This is a genomic window from Exiguobacterium oxidotolerans JCM 12280 (assembly GCF_000702625.1).
In the GTDB taxonomy this organism is placed as follows: domain Bacteria; phylum Bacillota; class Bacilli; order Exiguobacteriales; family Exiguobacteriaceae; genus Exiguobacterium_A; species Exiguobacterium_A oxidotolerans.
The window spans coordinates 740,604-760,418 of record NZ_JNIS01000001.1; the positions used below are offsets into that span (position 1 = coordinate 740,604).

Annotated in this window: 18 protein-coding genes; 8 read left to right on the forward strand and 10 right to left on the reverse strand. The window is 46.3% G+C overall.

All coding sequences use genetic code 11. The features are described 5' to 3' along the window. Positions 1-62: 62 nt before the first annotated feature. On the reverse strand, positions 63-3,233 hold the full coding sequence (dnaE, locus tag P403_RS0103825; protein ID WP_029331150.1) for a DNA polymerase III subunit alpha: 3,171 nt from the start codon (positions 3,231-3,233) through the stop codon (positions 63-65). A gap of 164 nt (positions 3,234-3,397) precedes the next feature. On the opposite strand from dnaE, the gene P403_RS0103830 reads away from it, so the two are divergent. Next, the gene (locus tag P403_RS0103830; protein WP_029331151.1) at positions 3,398-3,592 is read left to right on the forward strand and encodes a YtzJ family protein; all 195 of its coding nucleotides are present in this window, start codon (positions 3,398-3,400) and stop codon (positions 3,590-3,592) included. Positions 3,593-3,650: 58 nt separating this feature from the next. On the opposite strand, the gene P403_RS0103835 is transcribed toward P403_RS0103830, so the two are convergent. Then, on the reverse strand, positions 3,651-4,589 hold the full coding sequence (locus P403_RS0103835) for a DHH family phosphoesterase (protein WP_029331152.1): 939 nt from the start codon (positions 4,587-4,589) through the stop codon (positions 3,651-3,653). 67 nt (positions 4,590-4,656) lie between these two features. Between P403_RS0103835 and P403_RS0103840 the strand changes: the two genes are divergently transcribed. Then, the gene (locus P403_RS0103840; protein ID WP_029331153.1) at positions 4,657-4,965 is read left to right on the forward strand and encodes a YtpI family protein; all 309 of its coding nucleotides are present in this window, start codon (positions 4,657-4,659) and stop codon (positions 4,963-4,965) included. Positions 4,966-5,000: 35 nt separating this feature from the next. On the opposite strand, the gene P403_RS0103845 is transcribed toward P403_RS0103840, so the two are convergent. Next, on the reverse strand, positions 5,001-6,311 hold the full coding sequence (locus P403_RS0103845) for a DRTGG domain-containing protein (RefSeq protein WP_029331154.1): 1,311 nt from the start codon (positions 6,309-6,311) through the stop codon (positions 5,001-5,003). Positions 6,312-6,466: 155 nt separating this feature from the next. Between P403_RS0103845 and P403_RS0103850 the strand changes: the two genes are divergently transcribed. After that, complete coding sequence (locus P403_RS0103850; protein ID WP_029331155.1) at positions 6,467-7,570, forward strand: M24 family metallopeptidase; 1,104 nt, start codon at positions 6,467-6,469, stop codon at positions 7,568-7,570. A gap of 67 nt (positions 7,571-7,637) precedes the next feature. Here P403_RS0103850 and P403_RS0103855 read toward each other — a convergent pair whose 3' ends face one another. Beyond that, the gene (locus P403_RS0103855) at positions 7,638-8,363 is read right to left on the reverse strand and encodes an SDR family oxidoreductase (protein WP_029331156.1); all 726 of its coding nucleotides are present in this window, start codon (positions 8,361-8,363) and stop codon (positions 7,638-7,640) included. Positions 8,364-8,515: 152 nt separating this feature from the next. Here P403_RS0103855 and P403_RS0103860 point away from each other — a divergent pair, with 152 nt between their 5' ends. After that, positions 8,516-8,953 carry a universal stress protein gene (locus tag P403_RS0103860; RefSeq protein ID WP_029331157.1) on the forward strand — a complete coding sequence of 146 codons (438 nt, stop codon included), beginning with the start codon at positions 8,516-8,518 and terminating at the stop codon, positions 8,951-8,953. Between the two features lie 91 nt (positions 8,954-9,044). On the opposite strand, the gene P403_RS0103865 is transcribed toward P403_RS0103860, so the two are convergent. The 4 genes from P403_RS0103865 to tpx all read right to left on the reverse strand — a co-directional run bounded on the left by P403_RS0103865 (position 9,045) and on the right by tpx (position 13,016). Further along, entirely contained in the window at positions 9,045-9,650 is a 606-nt protein-coding gene (locus P403_RS0103865; protein ID WP_029331158.1) for a 3D domain-containing protein, read from the reverse strand. Positions 9,651-10,172: 522 nt separating this feature from the next. Next, positions 10,173-11,384, reverse strand: a complete 1,212-nt coding sequence (locus tag P403_RS0103870; protein WP_029331159.1) for an acetate kinase — start codon at positions 11,382-11,384, stop codon at positions 10,173-10,175. Positions 11,385-11,506: 122 nt separating this feature from the next. After that, positions 11,507-12,415, reverse strand: a complete 909-nt coding sequence (locus P403_RS0103875) for a class I SAM-dependent methyltransferase (protein WP_029331160.1) — start codon at positions 12,413-12,415, stop codon at positions 11,507-11,509. Positions 12,416-12,518: 103 nt separating this feature from the next. Then, entirely contained in the window at positions 12,519-13,016 is a 498-nt protein-coding gene (gene tpx, locus P403_RS0103880) for a thiol peroxidase (protein WP_152638935.1), read from the reverse strand. Positions 13,017-13,183: 167 nt separating this feature from the next. On the opposite strand from tpx, the gene P403_RS0103885 reads away from it, so the two are divergent. Continuing rightward, positions 13,184-13,999, forward strand: a complete 816-nt coding sequence (locus P403_RS0103885) for an NAD kinase (protein WP_029331162.1) — start codon at positions 13,184-13,186, stop codon at positions 13,997-13,999. Between the two features lie 248 nt (positions 14,000-14,247). Here the strand turns inward: P403_RS0103885 and P403_RS0103890 are convergent, their stop codons facing one another. After that, positions 14,248-15,813 (reverse strand): amidohydrolase, encoded by a 1,566-nt coding sequence (locus P403_RS0103890; protein ID WP_029331163.1) that lies wholly within the window; start codon positions 15,811-15,813, stop codon positions 14,248-14,250. Between the two features lie 67 nt (positions 15,814-15,880). Then, positions 15,881-17,587, reverse strand: a complete 1,707-nt coding sequence (ezrA, locus tag P403_RS0103895; protein ID WP_029331164.1) for a septation ring formation regulator EzrA — start codon at positions 17,585-17,587, stop codon at positions 15,881-15,883. A gap of 221 nt (positions 17,588-17,808) precedes the next feature. Here ezrA and P403_RS0103900 point away from each other — a divergent pair, with 221 nt between their 5' ends. From P403_RS0103900 to P403_RS0103910, 3 genes are all read left to right on the forward strand, one after another. Further along, positions 17,809-18,294, forward strand: coding sequence for a GAF domain-containing protein (locus P403_RS0103900; protein WP_029331165.1), 486 nt, complete (start codon positions 17,809-17,811; stop codon positions 18,292-18,294). Between the two features lie 225 nt (positions 18,295-18,519). Further along, complete coding sequence (gene rpsD, locus P403_RS0103905) at positions 18,520-19,119, forward strand: 30S ribosomal protein S4 (RefSeq protein WP_026827721.1); 600 nt, start codon at positions 18,520-18,522, stop codon at positions 19,117-19,119. A 146-nt stretch (positions 19,120-19,265) separates the two neighbouring features. Next, positions 19,266-19,793 carry a biotin transporter BioY gene (locus P403_RS0103910; RefSeq protein ID WP_029331166.1) on the forward strand — a complete coding sequence of 176 codons (528 nt, stop codon included), beginning with the start codon at positions 19,266-19,268 and terminating at the stop codon, positions 19,791-19,793. Positions 19,794-19,815: the final 22 nt, after the last annotated feature.

Here is a 19,815-nt window from a genome sequence, read left to right on the forward strand (position 1 = left end):
AAAATCAGGTGGCATTGGTCAGACCAATTACCCCTTATTATAACAAATCTTATTACCTACTACTAGTTTGATCGAGGGACATTTTTTAAGATGATGTTCGCTTCACCAAATTGAATCCGTAATTGCGCGAACAGCTCTTCTTCATGACGAATCGCATATAAACCCGGCAACGTCTTTGTTTCGTTCGTGTCAGCATAGCGGACGACGACCGGGATGTCACCCGGTGCGATTTCAAGTACACGTTCAAGAGGAGCCAGCTCATTTTTAGAAGGTAACTTGATGAACAAGACATCTTGACCAAGCGGACGCAACCGCTCTAACACGAACTGCCGTTCACCCGCCCGGTCTTGCACCTTCACTTCGATCAACAACACGTTTCCGACATACAACGATCGTTTATACATGTCGTACTGTTTCGGGAAAATGACGACCTCTTCGTTCGAATACCCATCAACGGCTTGCATGACGCCCATTGATTGTGCGCGTTTCGTCTTAAACTCACGCAGCTGCTCGATGTAACACACAAGATAGACGGATTCTTCCATCTCGCTTGAAACATCATGAAAATGCGTCGTCTCGACTTGCGGTGTCATCGCTGTCATCAAAGGTGAGTAGGTTAACCAGAATCCAAGTGCTTCACGTTCGAGCCGCGCCCAGTCCGTCGCAGTACGTATGACGGCTTTTGTCGTTGCCCGCTTACCGAGGCTTGCTAATTCGTCCGGTAACAACGTATTCGAAGCCATCGTAAAGTAATCAAGGACTTCTTGTTCCGCTAATCCCCGGTCACCATGCGTCGCTCGGTCGAATGCCCCACCGTAAAGTAACAACTCGATTTTAGCGCGTTCTTTTTTCCCCCAGCCGACTGCAGTCAAAAGTTTAGTGATTGTCTGAGACGAGCTGGCCGCTTCCTTCAATAACTTAAAATCACGTTCCGTAATCCCGCGAAGGGTCTGAATCCCGAGACGAATCCCCTTCCCTTCTAACGTCGAACGATAGTCTGAAATCCAAATGTCGGGCGGCAATGCAGGTAAACGTTTCTCGCGCATCGCTCGGACGAGACGTTCCGGTTGATCGATTGAAACGAGTGAAAAGATTTGTGGATAGTGCGCTTTTGTATACCCTAGAGCATAACTGATTTTCGTATAAGCTACTGCATGACTCCGGTTAAAGCCATAGCCCGCGAACCGTTCGATTTGATCATATAACGTCTCAGCGACGGCATGTTCCAAACCGTTTTGAACAGCCCCTTGCAAAAATCGTTCTTTTTCCGACTCGACCGATTGACTGTTTTTTTTCGAAATCGCTCGTCGTAATATATCTGCTTGCGCCAACGTAAATCCGGCGACCCGACGCGTGATTTCCATGATTTGCTCTTGATAGACGATGACACCGTATGTCGTCTCGAGGACGTCTGCCAAGATTGGATGTACCATTTGATACGGTTGCCCCGCCTTCCGTTTCGCATATAGATCGATGAATTTCATCGGTCCCGGCCGAAAAAGCGACATCGTCGCGACTAAATCTTCAAAGCGGGCCGGTTTGACTTCGCGTAACGTTTGTTTCATCCCATTCGATTCAAACTGGAAGATGTAATCTGTATCCCCCCGCGCGAATAGACGGAGCGTCGCAGGGTCTTCCTCGGGGAGCGTTTCCATCGAAAAATCCGGATGCTCTCTGCGAATCAATTGTTCCATTTGTCTAAGACGTGTCAAATTACGTAAACCAAGCAAATCAATTTTCAAAAGGCCTTGTTGCTCAAGCGCCTTCATCAAATACTGCGTCACGAATCTCTCACTTGCTCCCGTATCGAGCGGTGTCGTCTCAATCAAATCTTCCGAACCGATGACGACGCCTGCCGCATGAATCGACCGCTGTCTCGGCAACCCTTCAATCGCTTGAGCTAGATGAAGCAACTGTCTTCGTTTCTCGCTTCCAGAGAACCACCGGTAAATCGTCTGTTTTTGTTCGATCCCTTGTAAAGTCGTCTCTTTTCCGATCTGTTTCGCAGCAGCATCGGTCTCATCTTTGGAAAATTCAAGAACACGGGCGACGTCACGTAATGCAGCTTTCGCTCCAAGAGTCGACAATGTCCCGATTTGACCGACATGACTTCGACCATATCGTTCAACGAGGTAATCTAATAGTTCCTCCCGTCTTTCATCTTCGACATCAATGTCGATATCTGGCATCGTGATGCGTTCCGGGTTCAAGAAACGTTCAAATAACAATCCGTATTTCAAGGGATCGACCGTCGTGATTCCTAACGTATAGCTGACAAGTGAACCGGCAGCGGAACCACGTCCTGGACCGACACGAATTCCCGTCGTTTTCGCATGACGTACCAAGTCCTCGACGATTAAGAAATAGTCCGCAAAACCAGTTTTCTCAATCACGTCAAGTTCGTACTCCAGCCTACTTCGTGCTGCTTCATCGACTAGACCATGTGCCAACAGTCCGTCTTTCGCTAACGTCCGTAGGCGACCGATTGAATCATCCGTCACCCGGGGTAAAGGACGTGACTGACGCGGTAGTTCAAGGGGCACTTGTGATTCACCCCAACGCTTCAGTAAAGACTGTTCGCGTCCGGTAAACTGTTCTTGCAGTTCGTCATTTGATTTGAGGTGTGCCATCCGATTGCTTTTATGTTCTTGAAATGCCGATCCGGCGGCGATTGCCCGAAGCGCCTGATAGGCATCCGCATCGTCTCGACGAAGATAACGGACGGGATCAATCGGAATCGTCTCGATTCCTAGTTCATCCGCCACGGCTCGATAGCGTTCGCGGCTGTCCCGCTCTACAGTCGACCGCGCAGCCTTGACTCCTAGATAAACCGTCGCATTTTTAGCATGGCCCATCCAAGCTACGACCTGACGTCGAAGTCTTACTTCATCCTCCGATGCTTGCCGCGTCGTCTCAATGATTGCAATCAACTCACTACAGTCTTCACTCGTCAGCCCACTCGCTAATTGATATAACGTGCGTAACCCGACACTCGTTTTGGCATACCATAAAAGATTGATGTCATCGGTGTCGGTCATCGTTTGCTGATATCCTACGACAGGACGGATGTCGCGAAGCTGACACTCTAAGATGAACGCCGGAACGCCGGTCAATGTCGTCTCACAAATCGCAGCAATCGTCACTCCTCGTCGCTTTAATTCATCAAGATAAGGTGTAAGTCGAATCGTACTTTGTAACGGACTGTATGCCGTCCGTACGTTCAGCTGCATCATTCTTCATCCCTCCTTTTCTTCCACTTGCCTCTATTATGAAAAGTAATGCTTCAAAAAGTTTTCAGAACATTCATATCTATCGGTCCCTCACTATCGCCTTCCTCTTCAATATTCGATACAATAAGTATAGAAATATCACGACTCGGAAGGAAGGAGTGTTTCTGATGATTTTAAATCGAAGCCAAATCGCCCGTGAAAAAGTCGAGCAACTTAAACTAGGTGTCACTGCCTTTACCGAAACAGAAGAAATTGCCGAAAGAATCCGGAAGTCTGTCAAAGAGCTTGAACTCAATGTCATCGAAGACCATACAGAACGCGGAATTTGGTTCATTCCGCAAGAAGAAGCAACAACGAACTAATACGATAAAAGGCTGTTCGCTACGTCTCCAAAATGGGATGATAGCGAGCAGCCTCTTTTCATTCGAAGCGGAAGTCTCGTGCGACTGCGTCGAGACGGGCGACGACTTGATCGACTTCTGACAAGTGATCGATTGTCGCGCCGGACGCCATCGGATGTCCACCGCCCCGGAACTCCTTCGCTACTTCGTTGATGACGGGTCCTTTTGAACGAATACGCACGCGGACCTCTTTTTCCGTCTCGAGGAATAACGCCCAACTCTTCATTCCTTTAAGGCCGGCAAAACTATTGACGAGCAACGAAGCTTGTTCGACCGTCGCATCGAAACGTTTTAACGTCTCTTGCGTCAAGACGACATAACCGACGCCTGCATCCGTCAACTGGATATGTTGCAGGACATACCCTTGCAAATGAAGTGCAACGAGTTCCGTTTGATACATGTTGCGATAGAGCCAGTCTGTATCGATTTCGAGATCAAGCAGTTGTGCTGCGACGGCAAACGTCTTGCTCGTCGTCCCTCTAAATTGAAAACGACCTGTATCCCCGACGATTCCTGCGTAAAATTGAATCGCCGCTGCCGCCGGGATAGGATATCCCCAGTCATTCAACAGGTGGACAAGAAGTTCCGATGTCGAACTGACGGTCGGATCGACGAGTTGGACTTTGGCATAGGCATCCTCGTCTGGGTGATGGTCAATCTTAATGACGTGACGCCCTGTCATCGCAACATGACCGTCGATTCGTGCTTCATTCGCCGTATCTAAAATGACGACGAGTGCTTCTTCATACATTTTCGGTTCCACTGCGTCGAGCTTCCCCATGAACAATAGGGAGTCTGCCATCTCACCGACGGCGTAGATTTTTTTCTCCGGAAATTGTTGCTGCAAGACTTCACGTAACCCGAACTGGCTTCCAAGCGCATCCGGATCCGGTCGTTCATGCCGATGAATGATAATCGTTGATGCGTCTTCAATCAATTGTCTGATTTGTTCTTTCACAGTGCACAGCTCCTCTAAATATTGATATGATACAAACAGATACGAAAAAGAAAGGAAGGTCATCCCCATGCAATTCGTTCTAATCTTGTTAATCGTCTTGTCGCTAGGAGGCTATTTGCTCGCTAAGCGTCGTGCATTCCATACGAAGAGTACGAATCGGAAATTTTTATTCAACACTCAAGCAAGCATTTGGCTGAGCCTCTTCGTCATCTTGTTCGCAGCCAATCAGTTTCTGTCCGGCGACGGTTTGACGACGTTGACGGGTAAAATCGTCTGTTCGATTTTAATCGTCGTTGGTCTTGCCTCGTTCATCGCTGGTTTCATTCGTTATCGAAAAATCTATCCTTATGTTGTTCGCGAAATGGAACAATCGTAAAAAAGACGGATCATCCGTCTTTTTTATTTGGTCATTTATCGATCGATCAGTTGTGAAGTCACAAGTGCCTTCGCAACGATTTGGGTTCCTTGGTACATCTCGACGTCGACTTTACCGAACTTCCGGCCAACATCAAATACATTCGCCCGAATCGTAATCGTACTCTCAATCTGGACTGGCTTGATGAAATAGATGCTGACATTTTCGATGACGAGGTCACCCTTCTTCATATGCCGTAACATCCGTGTCGCCCCTTCGACGAGCAGCGTCGTCAAGACGCCACTCGACGCCGTCCCCATGAAATTCGTCATCTGGGGTGAGACTTCAAGCGACAGATACTGCCCACGATCATCTTCGGCCGTCTTGATTTGTCCGGTAATTAAATCGTCGAATGTTTCACCGACTTGCGGCTGGCGGTTAGCAAGCTGGAGCGCCTTCAAGACATCCTGCCGACTGATAATGCCGAGCAACCGCCCATACTGGTCGATGACGGGTAACATCTCAATCCCTTCCCAGACCATCTGATGTGCCGAGTTCGTCACGCTCGTCCGGATACCGACCGTGATCGGATGCCGTGTCATGACTTTTTCGACCGGCCAGTCGTGCGGTCGGTCGATGATGTCTTTCGCCGTGACCACGCCGACGACCTTCATTTGCTCGTCGATGACAGGGTACCGATTGTGTTTCGTCTGTTCGTTCAACTCATGCCATCTTGAGATCGGGTCGTTCGTCTGTAAATAAAACGTATCATGCAACGGAATCAAAATATCGGAAACAAGCAGAATTTCCTTTTTAATCAGGCGATCATAAATCGCCCGGTTAATCATCGTCGCAACCGTAAACGTATCGTACGACGTCGAAATGATAGGAAGTTCCATTTCGTCCGCCAAACGCTTCGCATCTTCCGTCGTATCGAAACCACCTGTAATTAAGACTGCCGCTCCCGCCTCGAGGACCAGTTCATGCGCCTTCTCTCGGTTACCGATGATGACGAGACTATCGACGTCGATGTAGCGCATCATCGCCTCTAACTTCATCGCACCGATGACAAATTTCGTTAACGTCTTGTGTAGACCGTTCCGTCCACCGAGAACTTGTCCATCCACGATGTTGACAACTTCCGCGAACGTCAATTTTTCAATGTTTTCCTTCTGTTTCTTTTTAATCCGGATCGTTCCAACCCGTTCAATCGTCGAAACAAACCCTAAATTTTCCGCTTCTTTAATCGCACGGTATGCCGTACCTTCCGATACCGTTAAGTCTTTCGCAATCTGCCGGACGGATATTTTGGCGCCAACATCGAGATCTTCAATGTGCCGGATGATCTGTTCGTGTTTCGTAGGCATGCTGTATCCCTTCTTTTTCCTATATTCTACTCTTCTGTCATTATACTGTACTACTCGAAAGAATGAAAAGTGTACTAGTCCGATTTGCGAGAAATGTTTTCAAAAAGCAACGGTGTTATACTAAAACGTGACTAGATTAGAGAGGTGGTAATCAGATGGTAGAACGTACGAATCAAATTAGCCATGTATTAAAGGAATCAGGGGTCGATGTGGCCTTGATTACTTCAAAAGCCGGCGTCTTTTATTTTTCCGGTGTTTACGCTGAACCACATGAACGTGTCATGGCAGTCATTGTTGACGCAGATGGAAAACGCGCACTCTTTTGCCCTGCACTCGAAGCAAGCATCGTAGCCGCAAGTCCATGGGACGGAGAAGTCGTCACCTACGCGGATCATGAAAATCCATTTGATAAAATCACGGAATTGCTTGCATCGTTCGCCGTATCAAACAACCGCATCGGTATTGAAGGAGAGCACATGACGTTCAGCCGCTTCAAGGAACTCGAGTCTCGTTTAGAGAATGCGGCGATTCTTGATGTCGGAGATAAACTTCAGGCGTTACGCCTGAAAAAAGCACCGGAAGAAATCGCGATTTTGCGTGAAGCCGCTCAACTTGCCGACGAAGCGATCGAAATCGGTAAAAATGCCATTCGTCCCGGTATTACGGAAATCGAAGTCATCGCTGAAATTGAATTCGAGATGAAGAAAAAAGGTGTCCGGGAAATGTCTTTCGACACCCTGGTCTTATTCGGAGCAAACAGTGCCGACCCACACGGTGTGCCGGGTGACCGCGTCATCAATGAAGGCGACTTCGTCTTATTCGATCTCGGTGTCGTCTGGAAAGGCTACTGCTCGGATATTACACGCACATTCATTTACGGTTCAGCCAGTGAAGAACAAGAAAAAATTTACCAAACTGTTTTAACGGCACTTGAAACTGCGACAGACGCAAGTCGCGTCGGCATCACACTCGGTTCACTCGACGAAGCGGCACGGAACGTCATCGACCAGGCTGGTTATGGCGAATACTTCACACACCGCGTCGGGCATGGTCTCGGAATCGACGTCCATGAATTCCCGTCGCTTGCGTCAAACAATCTCCTGACAGCTGAAGCCGGTATCGTCTATACACTCGAACCCGGGATTTACGTTCCTAACGTCGGCGGCGTTCGAATCGAAGATGACATCCATCTCACAACAGACGGTCCTGAATCCTTGACACGCTATCCGAAACACTTACAATCAATCAAAGTAAATTAAACGTGTTACTAAAAAGAGTTGTCGCATCCGAAGTCTCATTCGGAAGCGGCAACTCTTTTTTTGATGATTATTTTCGTGACTGGTGAACGACATTAACGCCACCTGTCACATCGAGAATCGCACCCGTAATCAGGCTCGCATCCTCCGCAAGTAAAAATGAAATCGCGCGGGCGATGTCACCACCGACACCGGTCCGGCCGACAGGCGTTTGATCGTCTGCGACTGCTTCATCAATCCACTTTGTTTTATTGTCGCCGACGATATTTCCGGGATTGACCATATTTGCGGTAATCCCATGCTCCGCTTCTTCTAACGCAACACTTTTCGTCAAACTGACCATTCCACTTTTCGCAGCAGCAAAGGCAGCCCGGTAGACCCAGCCTGGCGCCGTCGCACTTTCAGGAAAACCGTATGTGATGACTCGTCCATAATGTTGGTCGCGCATGATTGGAATGACTTTTCGCAGCAACCAAAAGCTTGCCGTCAAATTGCCGCCGACCACTTCGTTCCATTCATCATCGGAATAATCGACGAGTGCTTTCCGTTCGAAAACATAAGGTCCCGCATTAAGTATCAACGCATCGATTCGTCCATGCTTCTCCATCGCCCGATCAACTGCTTTAAGCAATTCCGCTTGTTCCGTCACATCCGCCTGGATCGTGTCTAAGCGTTCATGGGTAAACTCCGGTTTCGATCGGTGCAATGCCGTCACATACCATCCTTCATCTAACAGACGACGTGTCACCATTTCGCCGAGTCCTTTCGTTCCTGCCGTAATTAACGCGTGCCTCATCTTAGCATCGCCTCCTTTTATCTTGTTCTATCTTACGATGTTCACGATTGAAGAACAATTTTTACAACTCCATCAATGTTCAACACTTTCCTTTTATGGGAATGGTATAATAAGGACGTAGCATTAGTCGAATACGAAGGGATGGATTCATCATGGCAATCGTATATCATAACGTACTAGTAGCAGTAGACGGATCAAAAGAAGCAGAACGTGCATTTGAGACCGCAATCGACGTCTCACTTCGAAATGATGCGAAACTAATCATCGCCCATGTCATCGACACACGGACATTTGCAACCGTCGAAGCGTACGACCGGACAATTACTGAACGGGCCGAATCGTATGCAAAAGAATTATTAGACGAGTATGTCAAAACGGCGCAAGAACGTGGAGTCAAAGATGTCGAAGTCGCAATCGAGTACGGTTCACCGAAAGTCACGATCGCGAAGAAACTCGCTCCAAATCATGATGTCGATCTAATCATTTGTGGTGCGACCGGCCTGAACGCCGTCGAACGTTTCTTCATCGGTAGTGTCTCTGAAAGCATCACACGTTACGCCAAATGTGATGTTTTGATCGTCCGTCTGTAATTGAATTCATTATTTTCTCCGCACCTTCTCACGAGGGTGCTTTTTTTCGTAAAAAAAATCCATCGAGCCGATGCCCGATGGATAGATGTGCTTATTTAAATTTAACGGTGACGTTACGACGTCCCCAGCTGAATGCTTCTGAGCGCGAGTAGTACAAGATATCAAGTTTTTTTCCTTTGATGGCTCCACCTGTATCCGCTGCCGTGTACGTACCTTTTAATTTCCCTTTGTAATACACTTTAACCGTCGAACGAAGCGGGATGACACGTGGGTCGACCGCGACGACTTTCTTCTTCGAACTCTTGATGTTCCAACCAATCGCTGTCAAGTTGCCGCTGCCTGGATCGTACGGCGTGTAAGCTGTCGCACTGACGTTTGTTAGTGTTTTCCAACCGCTTGACGATTGTTTTTTAGAAGACGAGCTCTTGACGACCTTTGAGTAACGTGCGCTTAAGTATGCTGTTTTTCCTTTATAGCTTACTTTGTACCAGTTACCTGTTTTTGCTTTGTACGGTAATGTTTGATTTTTATAAAGAAGACCTAATTTTTTCGATGACGTGGTTGCTTTTTGACGAACAACTAGGCTATTGACCGACGATTTAACATTCTTTTTAGTAGCAGCTTCTGCTTGAAGACCTGCAAACGAACTGAGTGCTAACAACATTGCTAAAACACTAGCGAGTATTCGTTTCATCATGTAATCTCTCCTCCATAATTGTTCCCGATTTGTTAACTGAGATTAATATACATGACAAAAAGGGGCAGTGCCGTTACATATAGACCACAAAAAAATGTCGTTACTATTACTATTGTGTTACAAAAGGCTCATATTTATGTTTTCAAACCTTATTTACGACTTATTTTTGAAATGAAGACAGATTTCAGAACGTTATATGACAAAGACTGTAACATAAATAAAAAACAAGAACAAAAGTTCCCGTTAAAAAATCATTGTCTTAGCTTTATCAATACAAAAAAAGACCAGACATAACGTCCGGTCTTCAGGCTGGAAACAAAGTGCTATCGGGAGATAATGCGTCTTTATTCGTTGCTTTCCTCGGGCGAGGCGCGACGCTATTTAGGTAACATTGTGACGAAAAGCCGGGCATGCTGAGGTTTTAGAGCGCAATCCGTCTCGATATCGCATTTTACCGCTTCATAAGAGTTTATCTACGCGCAGAAGGCCGGACATGACGTCCGGCCTTCTGCATGTTAGTACTTACGCATTTTGTTCAATCAATCCACCGACACGAACTGTATCACGTGCAATCATCAATTCTTCATTCGTTGGAATGATGATGACTTTGACTGGTGAGTGCGGGTAGTTGATGAAGAGTTCTTCTCCACGCGCTCCGTTGTTAAGCGATGGATCCCAGTAGACGCCCATGAACTCGAGTCCACGGAGAACACGCTCACGAATCGAGTCAGAGTTTTCACCGACACCTGCCGTGAAGATGATGGCATCGACGCCGTTCATCTCTGCCGCATATTGTCCGATGTATCCATGAATCCGGTTCGCGAAAATACGAAGAGCCATTTCAGAACGGTGGTTTCCTTCCGTTGCTGCCGATTCAACGTCACGTAGGTCACTTGAAAGACCAGATAATCCGTAGATTCCTGATTCTTTGTTCATGACGTTCAAGACTTCTTCTGCCGACTTCCCTGTTTTCTCCATCAGGAACGGAATCAAGGCCGGGTCAAGCGAACCAGAACGTGTTCCCATCGTAATTCCTTCGAGTGGCGTGAAGCCCATCGTCGTATCGAGTGATTCACCGCCAGCGACTGCTGCGATCGATGCCCCACTACCGAGGTGACAAGAAATCAAACGAAGGTCTTTAAGCGGACGTCCGAGCAACTCAGATGCACGTTCCGTAACATATTTGTGACTTGTACCATGGAAGCCATATTTCCGAATGCCGTATTCCGTATAGTATTCGTACGGAAGGCTGTAAAGGAAGTTTTCTTCTGGCATCGTTTGGTGGAAGGCCGTATCGAAGACAGCCACTTGCTCGACTTCCGGCAAGATTGCTTGGAACGCACGAATCCCGATCAAGTTTGGTGGGATGTGGAGTGGACCGAGCTCTGTATAGGAATCGATATCTTTAATGACATCTTCCGTAATCACGACAGAATCCGCATACTTTTCTTTACCATGAAGGACACGGTGTCCAACACCTTTGATTTCATCGTAAGAAGAAATGATGCCAAACTCCATCAACTTTTCAAGTGAGAGTTCTACTGCTTCTTTATGTGTTGCAAGCGGAAGGACGTCTGTATACTTTTGCCCTTCACCATATTTAATTGTAAAGATTGCATCGTCTTTCCCGACACGCTCTACTAAACCGATTGCTACTAACGTTTCACTCGGCATCTCAAGTAGTTGGAACTTAAGCGACGAACTACCAGCATTTACCGCCATAATTTTTGCCATGATCTATTTTCCCCTTTTCCATTCAAAATCAGTAGACATTCACATCTGTGTGGGTGTTCTATTTTTTCTGTCTTACACTAGAATAGTCAAATTAACAATAGAATTCAATTACTTTTCACTTTTCATTTTAATTCTGTATTAATCCATTCATCAATCTGTTTCACCATTCCACCAAATGCACGTGCATCGGTGAATGACGGGAGTTCAGCAAGTAATGCTTGTTTTGGCATCGTCATTCCCGCTAGGTGATTTCGGACGATTAAATAACTTTTTGCTGCCTGTTCTTGCTTGAACATCGTTAATGGCAATTGCAAGATGCCGACGACATGTGCTTTCGTCTCAAAATACTGCTTCAATTTCCCATCTGTATCATGCTCAAATAATCCATTCGGAATGACGAAAACACCGAACCCGCCTGGTTTAACATAATTCATCGCCTGTTCAATCAAAAGAAAGTGGCTGTAACTCATTCCTTCTTCTCGTTTTAACACATACTCTTTTGATACTTCTTCGTCCGGATAATAACCAACCGGCAAGTCTGCCATCGCGAGATCAACCGGATCTAACAATAGAGGACGGAGTGCATCTTGATGCGTGTACGTGACGGGATAATTGAGTAATTCCGTGATTGAAGCCGATAACCGGACTAACGTTTCATCGACTTCGACTGCTTCTGCTGCCGTTCCCGTTGGAAGTTGACTCATGACGGCGTGAAGCATCCCACCCGTTCCACTACCAAGATCAAGTAGTCGAGCGTCGTCCTTCTTGATTAGTTTCCCGATTAAATAACCTGCAAACAATGCAACGCTGTCTGGTGTCGGCAAATGATTCGGTTGTGCCTGTTTCATTCCTTCAAGAACAGCAAGCGAAACAGCTTTCCGAACGACTTCCGGGTCGACTTTTTCAGTATGGCGGTCATTTAGGCGATCAATGACCTCCGTCAGCGCCTCTAAATATGGCATATCGAGGTCGCGTTCTAATTTTCTCGTTTGTTGCGTTAGTTCCTTATATAATTTTTCTAATGCTTCCATCGTCAGTTCATCCTTTCAAAACGAAACGGCCCCCCATATTTCCTGGGAGCCGTTCTTCTCATTACATCCATTGTATCTGTTTTACGTCGTTTGTAAACTATTCTTACTTCGCAGCTTTTGCCGCAGCGATCGCCGCATCAAAATTCACTTCGTCTGTCGATTCTGGCATGTATTCGACGTAGACGACTTGATTTGCTGAATCGATAACGAATACCGAACGAGCTAGTAAACGAAGTTCTTCAATCGCGACGCCATAGCTATGTCCAAACGATAAATCACGGTGATCTGATAAAGTCACGACATTATCAAGCCCGCTTGCGGCGCACCAGCGGCGTTGGGCGAACGGAAGGTCATTTGAGATTGTCAATACTGTTACGCCATCGATTTGTGCAGCTTCTTCATTGAACTTACGTGTTTGAGCGTCACAGACACCTGTATCGATTGATGGAACGACGCTAATCATACGAATTCCTTTGTATGTATCGCGCGAAACCGGCGAAAGATCGTTAGCGAGTACCTCGAAGTCTGGTGCTTGTTGTCCAACTTCAACTTGTGTACCAAGCAATGTAATATTATTTCCTTTAAACGTTGCCATGTGTATTCCCCATTTCCCCATGTTGTCTTTCAAATGCATTTCCAATCTTACTATAGGAATGTTCGACTTATAACGCAAGCTTTCTGACGAACTTCCTAGCTATCGGTTCCCGATTTCTGAAAAAACAGTTATAATGAAAGAGTACATGAAACGCTTTCAAGGGGGAATTGACCATGGCTCGAAACAATGTCTACCTGTATTACCGAAATAAACAAAGACACGAGACGCAGGTACGTAAACTAGTTGAAGTCGGCAAGCGATACGGATTGAATGTCGTCCAGGATCATAAACAAGCAAATATCATCGTTTCAATCGGTGGTGACGGCGCGTTTCTTCAAGCAGCTCGTTTTACAGGCTTCCGTGACGATGCCATCTATGTCGGTTTCGCAGAAGGTCCAAATTCCTTTTACTGTGACTTCGACATTAATGACCTGTCCTCCGTCGAGGCCATTTTCAAAGAAACAGGCGATCGCGTCTCGAATGGCGAAATTGAAGTCCGACGTTATCCATTGCTTGAAGCATCAATCAATGGCGGACCAGGTATGCTTTGCCTCAATGAATGTTCCGTTAAATCGAGCATCATTAAATCACTCGCAATTGAAGTCTACATTGATGGATTCTTATTTGAAACGTTCCGTGGCGATGGTATGGTCATTTCGACGCCAACCGGATCGACCGCTTATAACAAGTCCTTGTCTGGTGCAATCGTCGATCCATTGATTCACTGCCTCCAAGTTAGTGAAATCGCTTCCGTCAACAATAACCGTTACCGGACGCTCGGATCGGCTTTTCTCTTGAACCGTGGTCGTAAATTATCACTTCGCATCATCGAAGACGGAAACGACTATCCGATCATCGGGATGGACAATGAAGCGTTAAGCTTAAAACGAACGGACTCCGTCGACATCCAATTGTCCGATAAAGAATTAAAAACCGTTAAATTAACAAACAATACATTTTGGCATAAAATCCAACGGTCATTCTTATAAAACAAACAAAAACTTCCCTGTCCACTAAGGACAAGGAAGTTTTTTTATCACCTAAGGAACGTACAGAAAAGAGCATCTTGAATCGCTTTAAACCGCGAAAAGTGGTATCATCGGTCATTTGATTGATAGACGACGGAAACGTTCATCCTCGACTCCGAGGGGAAAGGAAGCGCGTCCGTCACAAGGGGTGGTGTTCATCTGACTATGAGTCATCCCCTTTTGAGGATTTACGGAACGAACACAACCTCTTAATTCGTTGTCAAAGATGCTTCCAAGCGATAGACCGTTTTTCCTTGTTGTACCGTTTCGACTAGTCGATTCGTAAGAATCTGTTCATCTGCAAGACGATAAAAATCTTCTTCGAAGATGACGAAGTCTGCATCATATCCAGGCAATAACATTCCTTTTCGTCCATGTGTCTCTGTTGCGACATGTGGATTTTTTGTGAATAACAATAAGGCTTCGTACATCGAAAGAACTTCGTTCGATTTATCAATCCGTCCTGCTTTCCCCACGGTCGCTGCATAGAGCGCTCGGCGAACATCGGGACTTGAAATCGGTGCGTCAGAGCCGCCACACATTAAGGCTCCTGTGCCCGCTAGCGACTTCAAGCGATAGGCTGAGTCGAGACGCTTCAAACCGAGACGTGCTTCAGCAAAATCAGCATCATCTAACAAGAAGACTGGTTGCACATCAATCAAGACGGGCAACTTCCGAACCCGTGCCAATAATTCAGGTCGTACGACCGTTGCGTGAATAATACGATCGCGCGTCCCTTTCGGAGCCGGATACTTTTCAAGCACATCCACAAAACGTTCGATTGCGAGATCTCCGATGACGTGTGCCGCGACCGTGAAACCGTAACTTCGTGCACGCTTCACGAGTTGTTCGAGTTGATCCTGCGAGTGAACTTCAATGCCACGCGTCGTCGGATCGTCCGAATAGCCACGATGCAATAATGCCGTTCTTCCACCGAGGGCACCATCGACAAATAATTTCATCGCTCCAATTGAGAGTGTGTCAGGGAGAACAGGATTTGCTTGAATGAATTCATCAAGGACGAGATGATGCACGAGAAGATGGGCATGGAAACCCGTTTCTTCCGTCACTTCTTTATAAGCTGATAAGACTTCGTTTAATTCACCGTGATAAGATAAATCCTCTGTATGTGCTGCTACGATCCCATGACGATGTAAGTCTTTGATCGCTGCACGTAATGATGATTTGTTTCGTTCCGTCGATCCTGCTTGCAACGCATAGAGCGGTTCCATTGCTGCATCATAAAGAAAACCATCTGCTTCTCCTGAATCAAGCAAACCGATTTTCCCGCCCTCGATGACCGTTGATGCTTTATATCCCAATTGTTCAAACAGCACGTCATTGACGAGTACCGTATGCCGATCCGTCCGCTTTAGTAAAGCTGGTTCTGTCGGGAACAGTTGATTCAACCAAGCTTTTGTTGGCGCTTGATCTAGCTTTGTCTCGTCGTAGCCTTCTGCGACATGAATTCCATTGATCGCTTCCGCTTTCAAAAAGGCCTGTCCGAGTTCTTCTAGCGTCATGTAACGCGAAGCATCGACACGACCTATCGCTTCACCATATCCAATGAGGTGGATGTGCGCATCGGTAAAGGCAGGATAGACGGCTTTGCCATTCAGATTCTCAATCGACTCGACGCGTTTTCCGAACCGGCGACGTAATTTGCCTTCGTCCCCCATACCGACGATCCGTCCGTTCTCGATAAACATCGCTGGATGAACATCATGTTCATGCGCCATCGTTCGAATGATTCCGTTTACATAAAGTGTTCCCATCTCAATCGCTCCTTTTTTTTACGAAAACAGGGTGACCGCAGCGGCCACCCTGAGTTGTCAGTGATGATTACATATGAATCGTTTCTTGCTTGGCACATGCTTGTTTGATTCGTTCAATTGATTGTGGATCAAATTGTTCGAGGACCCGTTCCCCTAGTAAAATCGCACGTTCGTAATCGCCAGCGAGGAACTTCGTCTCAGCAATCGTCAACGACATATGTATCTCATTATCATTGCGACGGAAACGATTCGCATACTGGACAAGTCGTTCTGCATAAGTGACTTCGAACACTAATGTATCTATCCGTTCTTGCAATTGTTTAAACGTCAACTTAACATCTTCGCTTTGCGAAACGATGTATCCGACATTAAACGGAATTTCCTCAAAACGTGCTTCGAGCGTCTGTAACGAACGACTCGCTGTCTGAAGTGCTTCTTCGACATCTTGCGGCATCTTCGGTAATCCGAGCCGCTTCAATCGTAACCGGGCACTAGAGAGCGCCTGACGCCATTCATTGATGCGTTCACGTACTTCCAGTTCTTCTTTGCGTAGCGCTTGAAGTTCGATACTGAACCGTTCATATTGAATCGTCAATTGTTCTTCCAGTCGAATCGCATCGCGCATCTGATCTTCTAACATGCTGAACGGAATGATTCGGCTAGCGATGGATTCGTCTAAATCCTTCGCTGCCCCAAACAGCATCTCTTCATCGCGCTGAATCGACTCGTAATGCTCTCCTAAGTCAGCTGAAATCTCATACTGCTCCCGGAGCGAACTAAATTCTTGCGCCAACTGATGAACTTTTTCACGCATCCGTAGTGCTTTTTGTTTCAAGACTTGATTTTCTTTTTTCACATGATGACGCGCATCAACTTCACGACGGAACGTATCGTACATTTGGTCGACGTCAGCCGAAAGTTGCTGGACGCGTTCCTCTAAATCGTCCATCTCTAGAAATTCAAGTTTTTTAACTAAGTTGAGACGTGTTTCCTCAAATCGTTTTATATCCGACTGCATTCCAAGCGGTTCAAGCGGATAACCATCCAGCGTCATTTCATTGTATCCGGCGCTCAATTGATCGATTCGTTGACGCAACTCATGTGCGAGGACTTTCCAATGATTCGGAATCACTTCGACGAGTTGACGCGTCTGTGTGACTTGTTCTTCCAGTTGAAGGCTCGTTTCATATGCTTTCGTCACTTCACCCGCTTCCTCAAAAGCAGACATTTCTGTACATAACTGATCGATTTCTTCACTGCGTTCTTCCAGTTTCGCTAATGCCGGACCAAACGACGTTGCTTGTAGGAGCAACGATTTTCGGACTTGACCTGAACCTGTCTCGCCTTGCGCCTTCAATGAGGTCAATGCAGATTGATTATTTTTAAATGTCTCCATCTCATGCAACATCTCATCGATTAACCCTTCAAGCTCTCCGATTAATTGTTCCGTTACTTCTAAATCATTCTTGACGGCAAGGAAATGATATTTATCGAGCCCTTCTTCCGCTCGATACAATGTTTCATCGATTTGCGCGACGTGGACTGTCAATAGTTCCTCCCAAGCCTGATGCCAGGAAGTGAATTTCGTCTCCGTCTCGCCCGCCATCGGAAGCTGCTTTAATTCTTGTAGCTCCTTCGGAATTGATGCGCTAATAATCCCCTGTTTGCGCATATCTAGCTCGTCAATTTTTGTATAATATTTTTTTCGACTAATCATGCTAAATAACATGACGAGTAATACGATGACGATGACACCAATCACCCATGCCCACATTTGTCACGACCTCCACCCTATCAAGCGATTCCATTTTTCAACAATTTCGCTTTTAATCTTATCCTTATAATAGTATAGCGCAACCGATTTGCATAGATTTACTAAGGCTTTTCCTGATTTCTTCCACAGATTACAGCGTCTCGTCGAGAAATCAATTGTTTGGCAGCATCTTTAAAACTCAGTTAAGATAGATTAAATATGATTTTCTAGGAGGAATCTTAATGTTTGAGACAACGACGTATGATGGTGACCGAACAAAACAATATGACATGCTGAATAAGCAACTGGATGCTTTACTGACCGGAGAAACGAATCAAATTGCCAATCTTTCAAATGCGAGTGCGTTACTTGGTCAATTTCTCGAACGAACGAACTGGGTCGGCTTCTACTTAACGGACGCGGAACAAAATCAACTCGTCCTCGGACCATTCCAAGGCTTACCTGCTTGTGTCCGGATTCCATTCGGTCGTGGTGTCTGTGGTACAGCGGCAGAAGATCAAACGACGCAACTCGTAATGGATGTCCATGCTTTCCCAGGACATATCGCGTGTGATGCGGCAACGAATTCCGAAATCGTCATTCCATTGATTAAAGATGGAAAAACGATTGGTGTCCTCGATATCGACAGTCCTGAACTGAATCGTTTTGACGAAACCGACCAAGCCGGCCTTGAAGCCTTTAGCGAAATTCTTCTTCGTCATATTTGATTGACAGCAGGAATAAGCAGACGTATACTTGTAAAAGTGCAGAAATGATAACGATAGCGGTCAAATCGCTTGCGTATCACATTTCATGACTCGGCTTTGCCGGAGGGGCATCGTGTAACTTTGCTATCAAGCGAGGGTGCCACACCATGAAATGGGCGTAACGTGGGTTTGATGGCGTTATTATTTTTATGCAAATAATAACGAACACTAAGGAGGAGTCTTATTATGGCTCGCTATACAGGTCCAGCTTGGAAACTTTCACGTCGTCTCGGTATCTCTCTTACTGAAACAGGAAAAGAAATCGCAAAACGTCCGTACGCTCCAGGACAACACGGTAACAGCCGTCGCAAAATGTCTGAGTACGGTCTTCAACTTCAAGCGAAGCAAACGCTTCGTCACATGTACGGAGTAAACGAACGCCAATTCAACCGTATCTTCAACGATGCTGGCAAAATGCCTGGTATCCACGGTGAGAACTTCATGTTCTTACTTGAAGCACGTCTTGACAACGTCGTTTACCGTATGGGTATGGCTCGTACACGTCGTGCTGCTCGTCAGCTCGTCAACCACGGTCACATCCAAGTTGAAGGCGCTCGCGTCGACATTCCTTCATTCCGCGTGAAACCAGGTCAAACGATCTCAGTTCGCGAAAAATCGAAGAACTTTGTCGTTATCAAAGAAGCACTCGAAGTTGCACCAGCAACTAAAGACTTCGTTACTTTCGATGCTGAGAAGCTCGAAGGAACGTTCGTCCGTCTTCCAGAGCGTTCTGAATTGAACGATCAAATCCAAGAACAACTCGTCGTTGAGTACTACTCACGTTAATCAGTTGTTTTTAGCACTCACTTCGGTGGGTGCTTTTTTTGTGCCTTTTTAACGTTTTTTTTAAATAGTAGTTGCATCATCCTCTTTTTGTGTTAACCTTTTATTTATATTGGTTAACACAAAAAGAAAAGAGGCTCTCATCCATCATGAAAACAAAAGATCTTACGTTTACAGCGCTCGGTGCCGCGATCATCTCGGCGGTCAGTCTACTCCCGCAACTTCAACTTGTCGGACCTGTCCCAATTACACTCCAGATGCTTGCCATCATGACCGTCAGCGCCATCCTCGGTGCGAAGCGTGGCGGTCTAGCCGTCTTGATTTTTTTATTACTTGCCGCTGCCGGTTTACCACTCCTCGGTGGAAAAGGTGGTCTTGCCCCGTTCGTCGGACCGACTGTAGGGTATTTAATCGCCTTCCCGATTGCCGGCTTCTTCATCGGCTATGTCGCCGAACGAACGAATCGCTTCATCCCATTGTTTTTTGGAATGGTCGTTTTCGGACTTGGTCTCGTTTACTTGCTCGGGACATTCGGTTTAATGCTCGTCCTACATTTATCATTCATGGATGCCCTCGTCATTAATGTCCCGTTCATCATCGGTGATACGCTAAAAGCGCTACTTGCCACGACGATTGCCGTCCGTTTGTTACCACTCCGTATTTTTAGAACAGCCTAAACAAAAAGAACGCTGACGAATG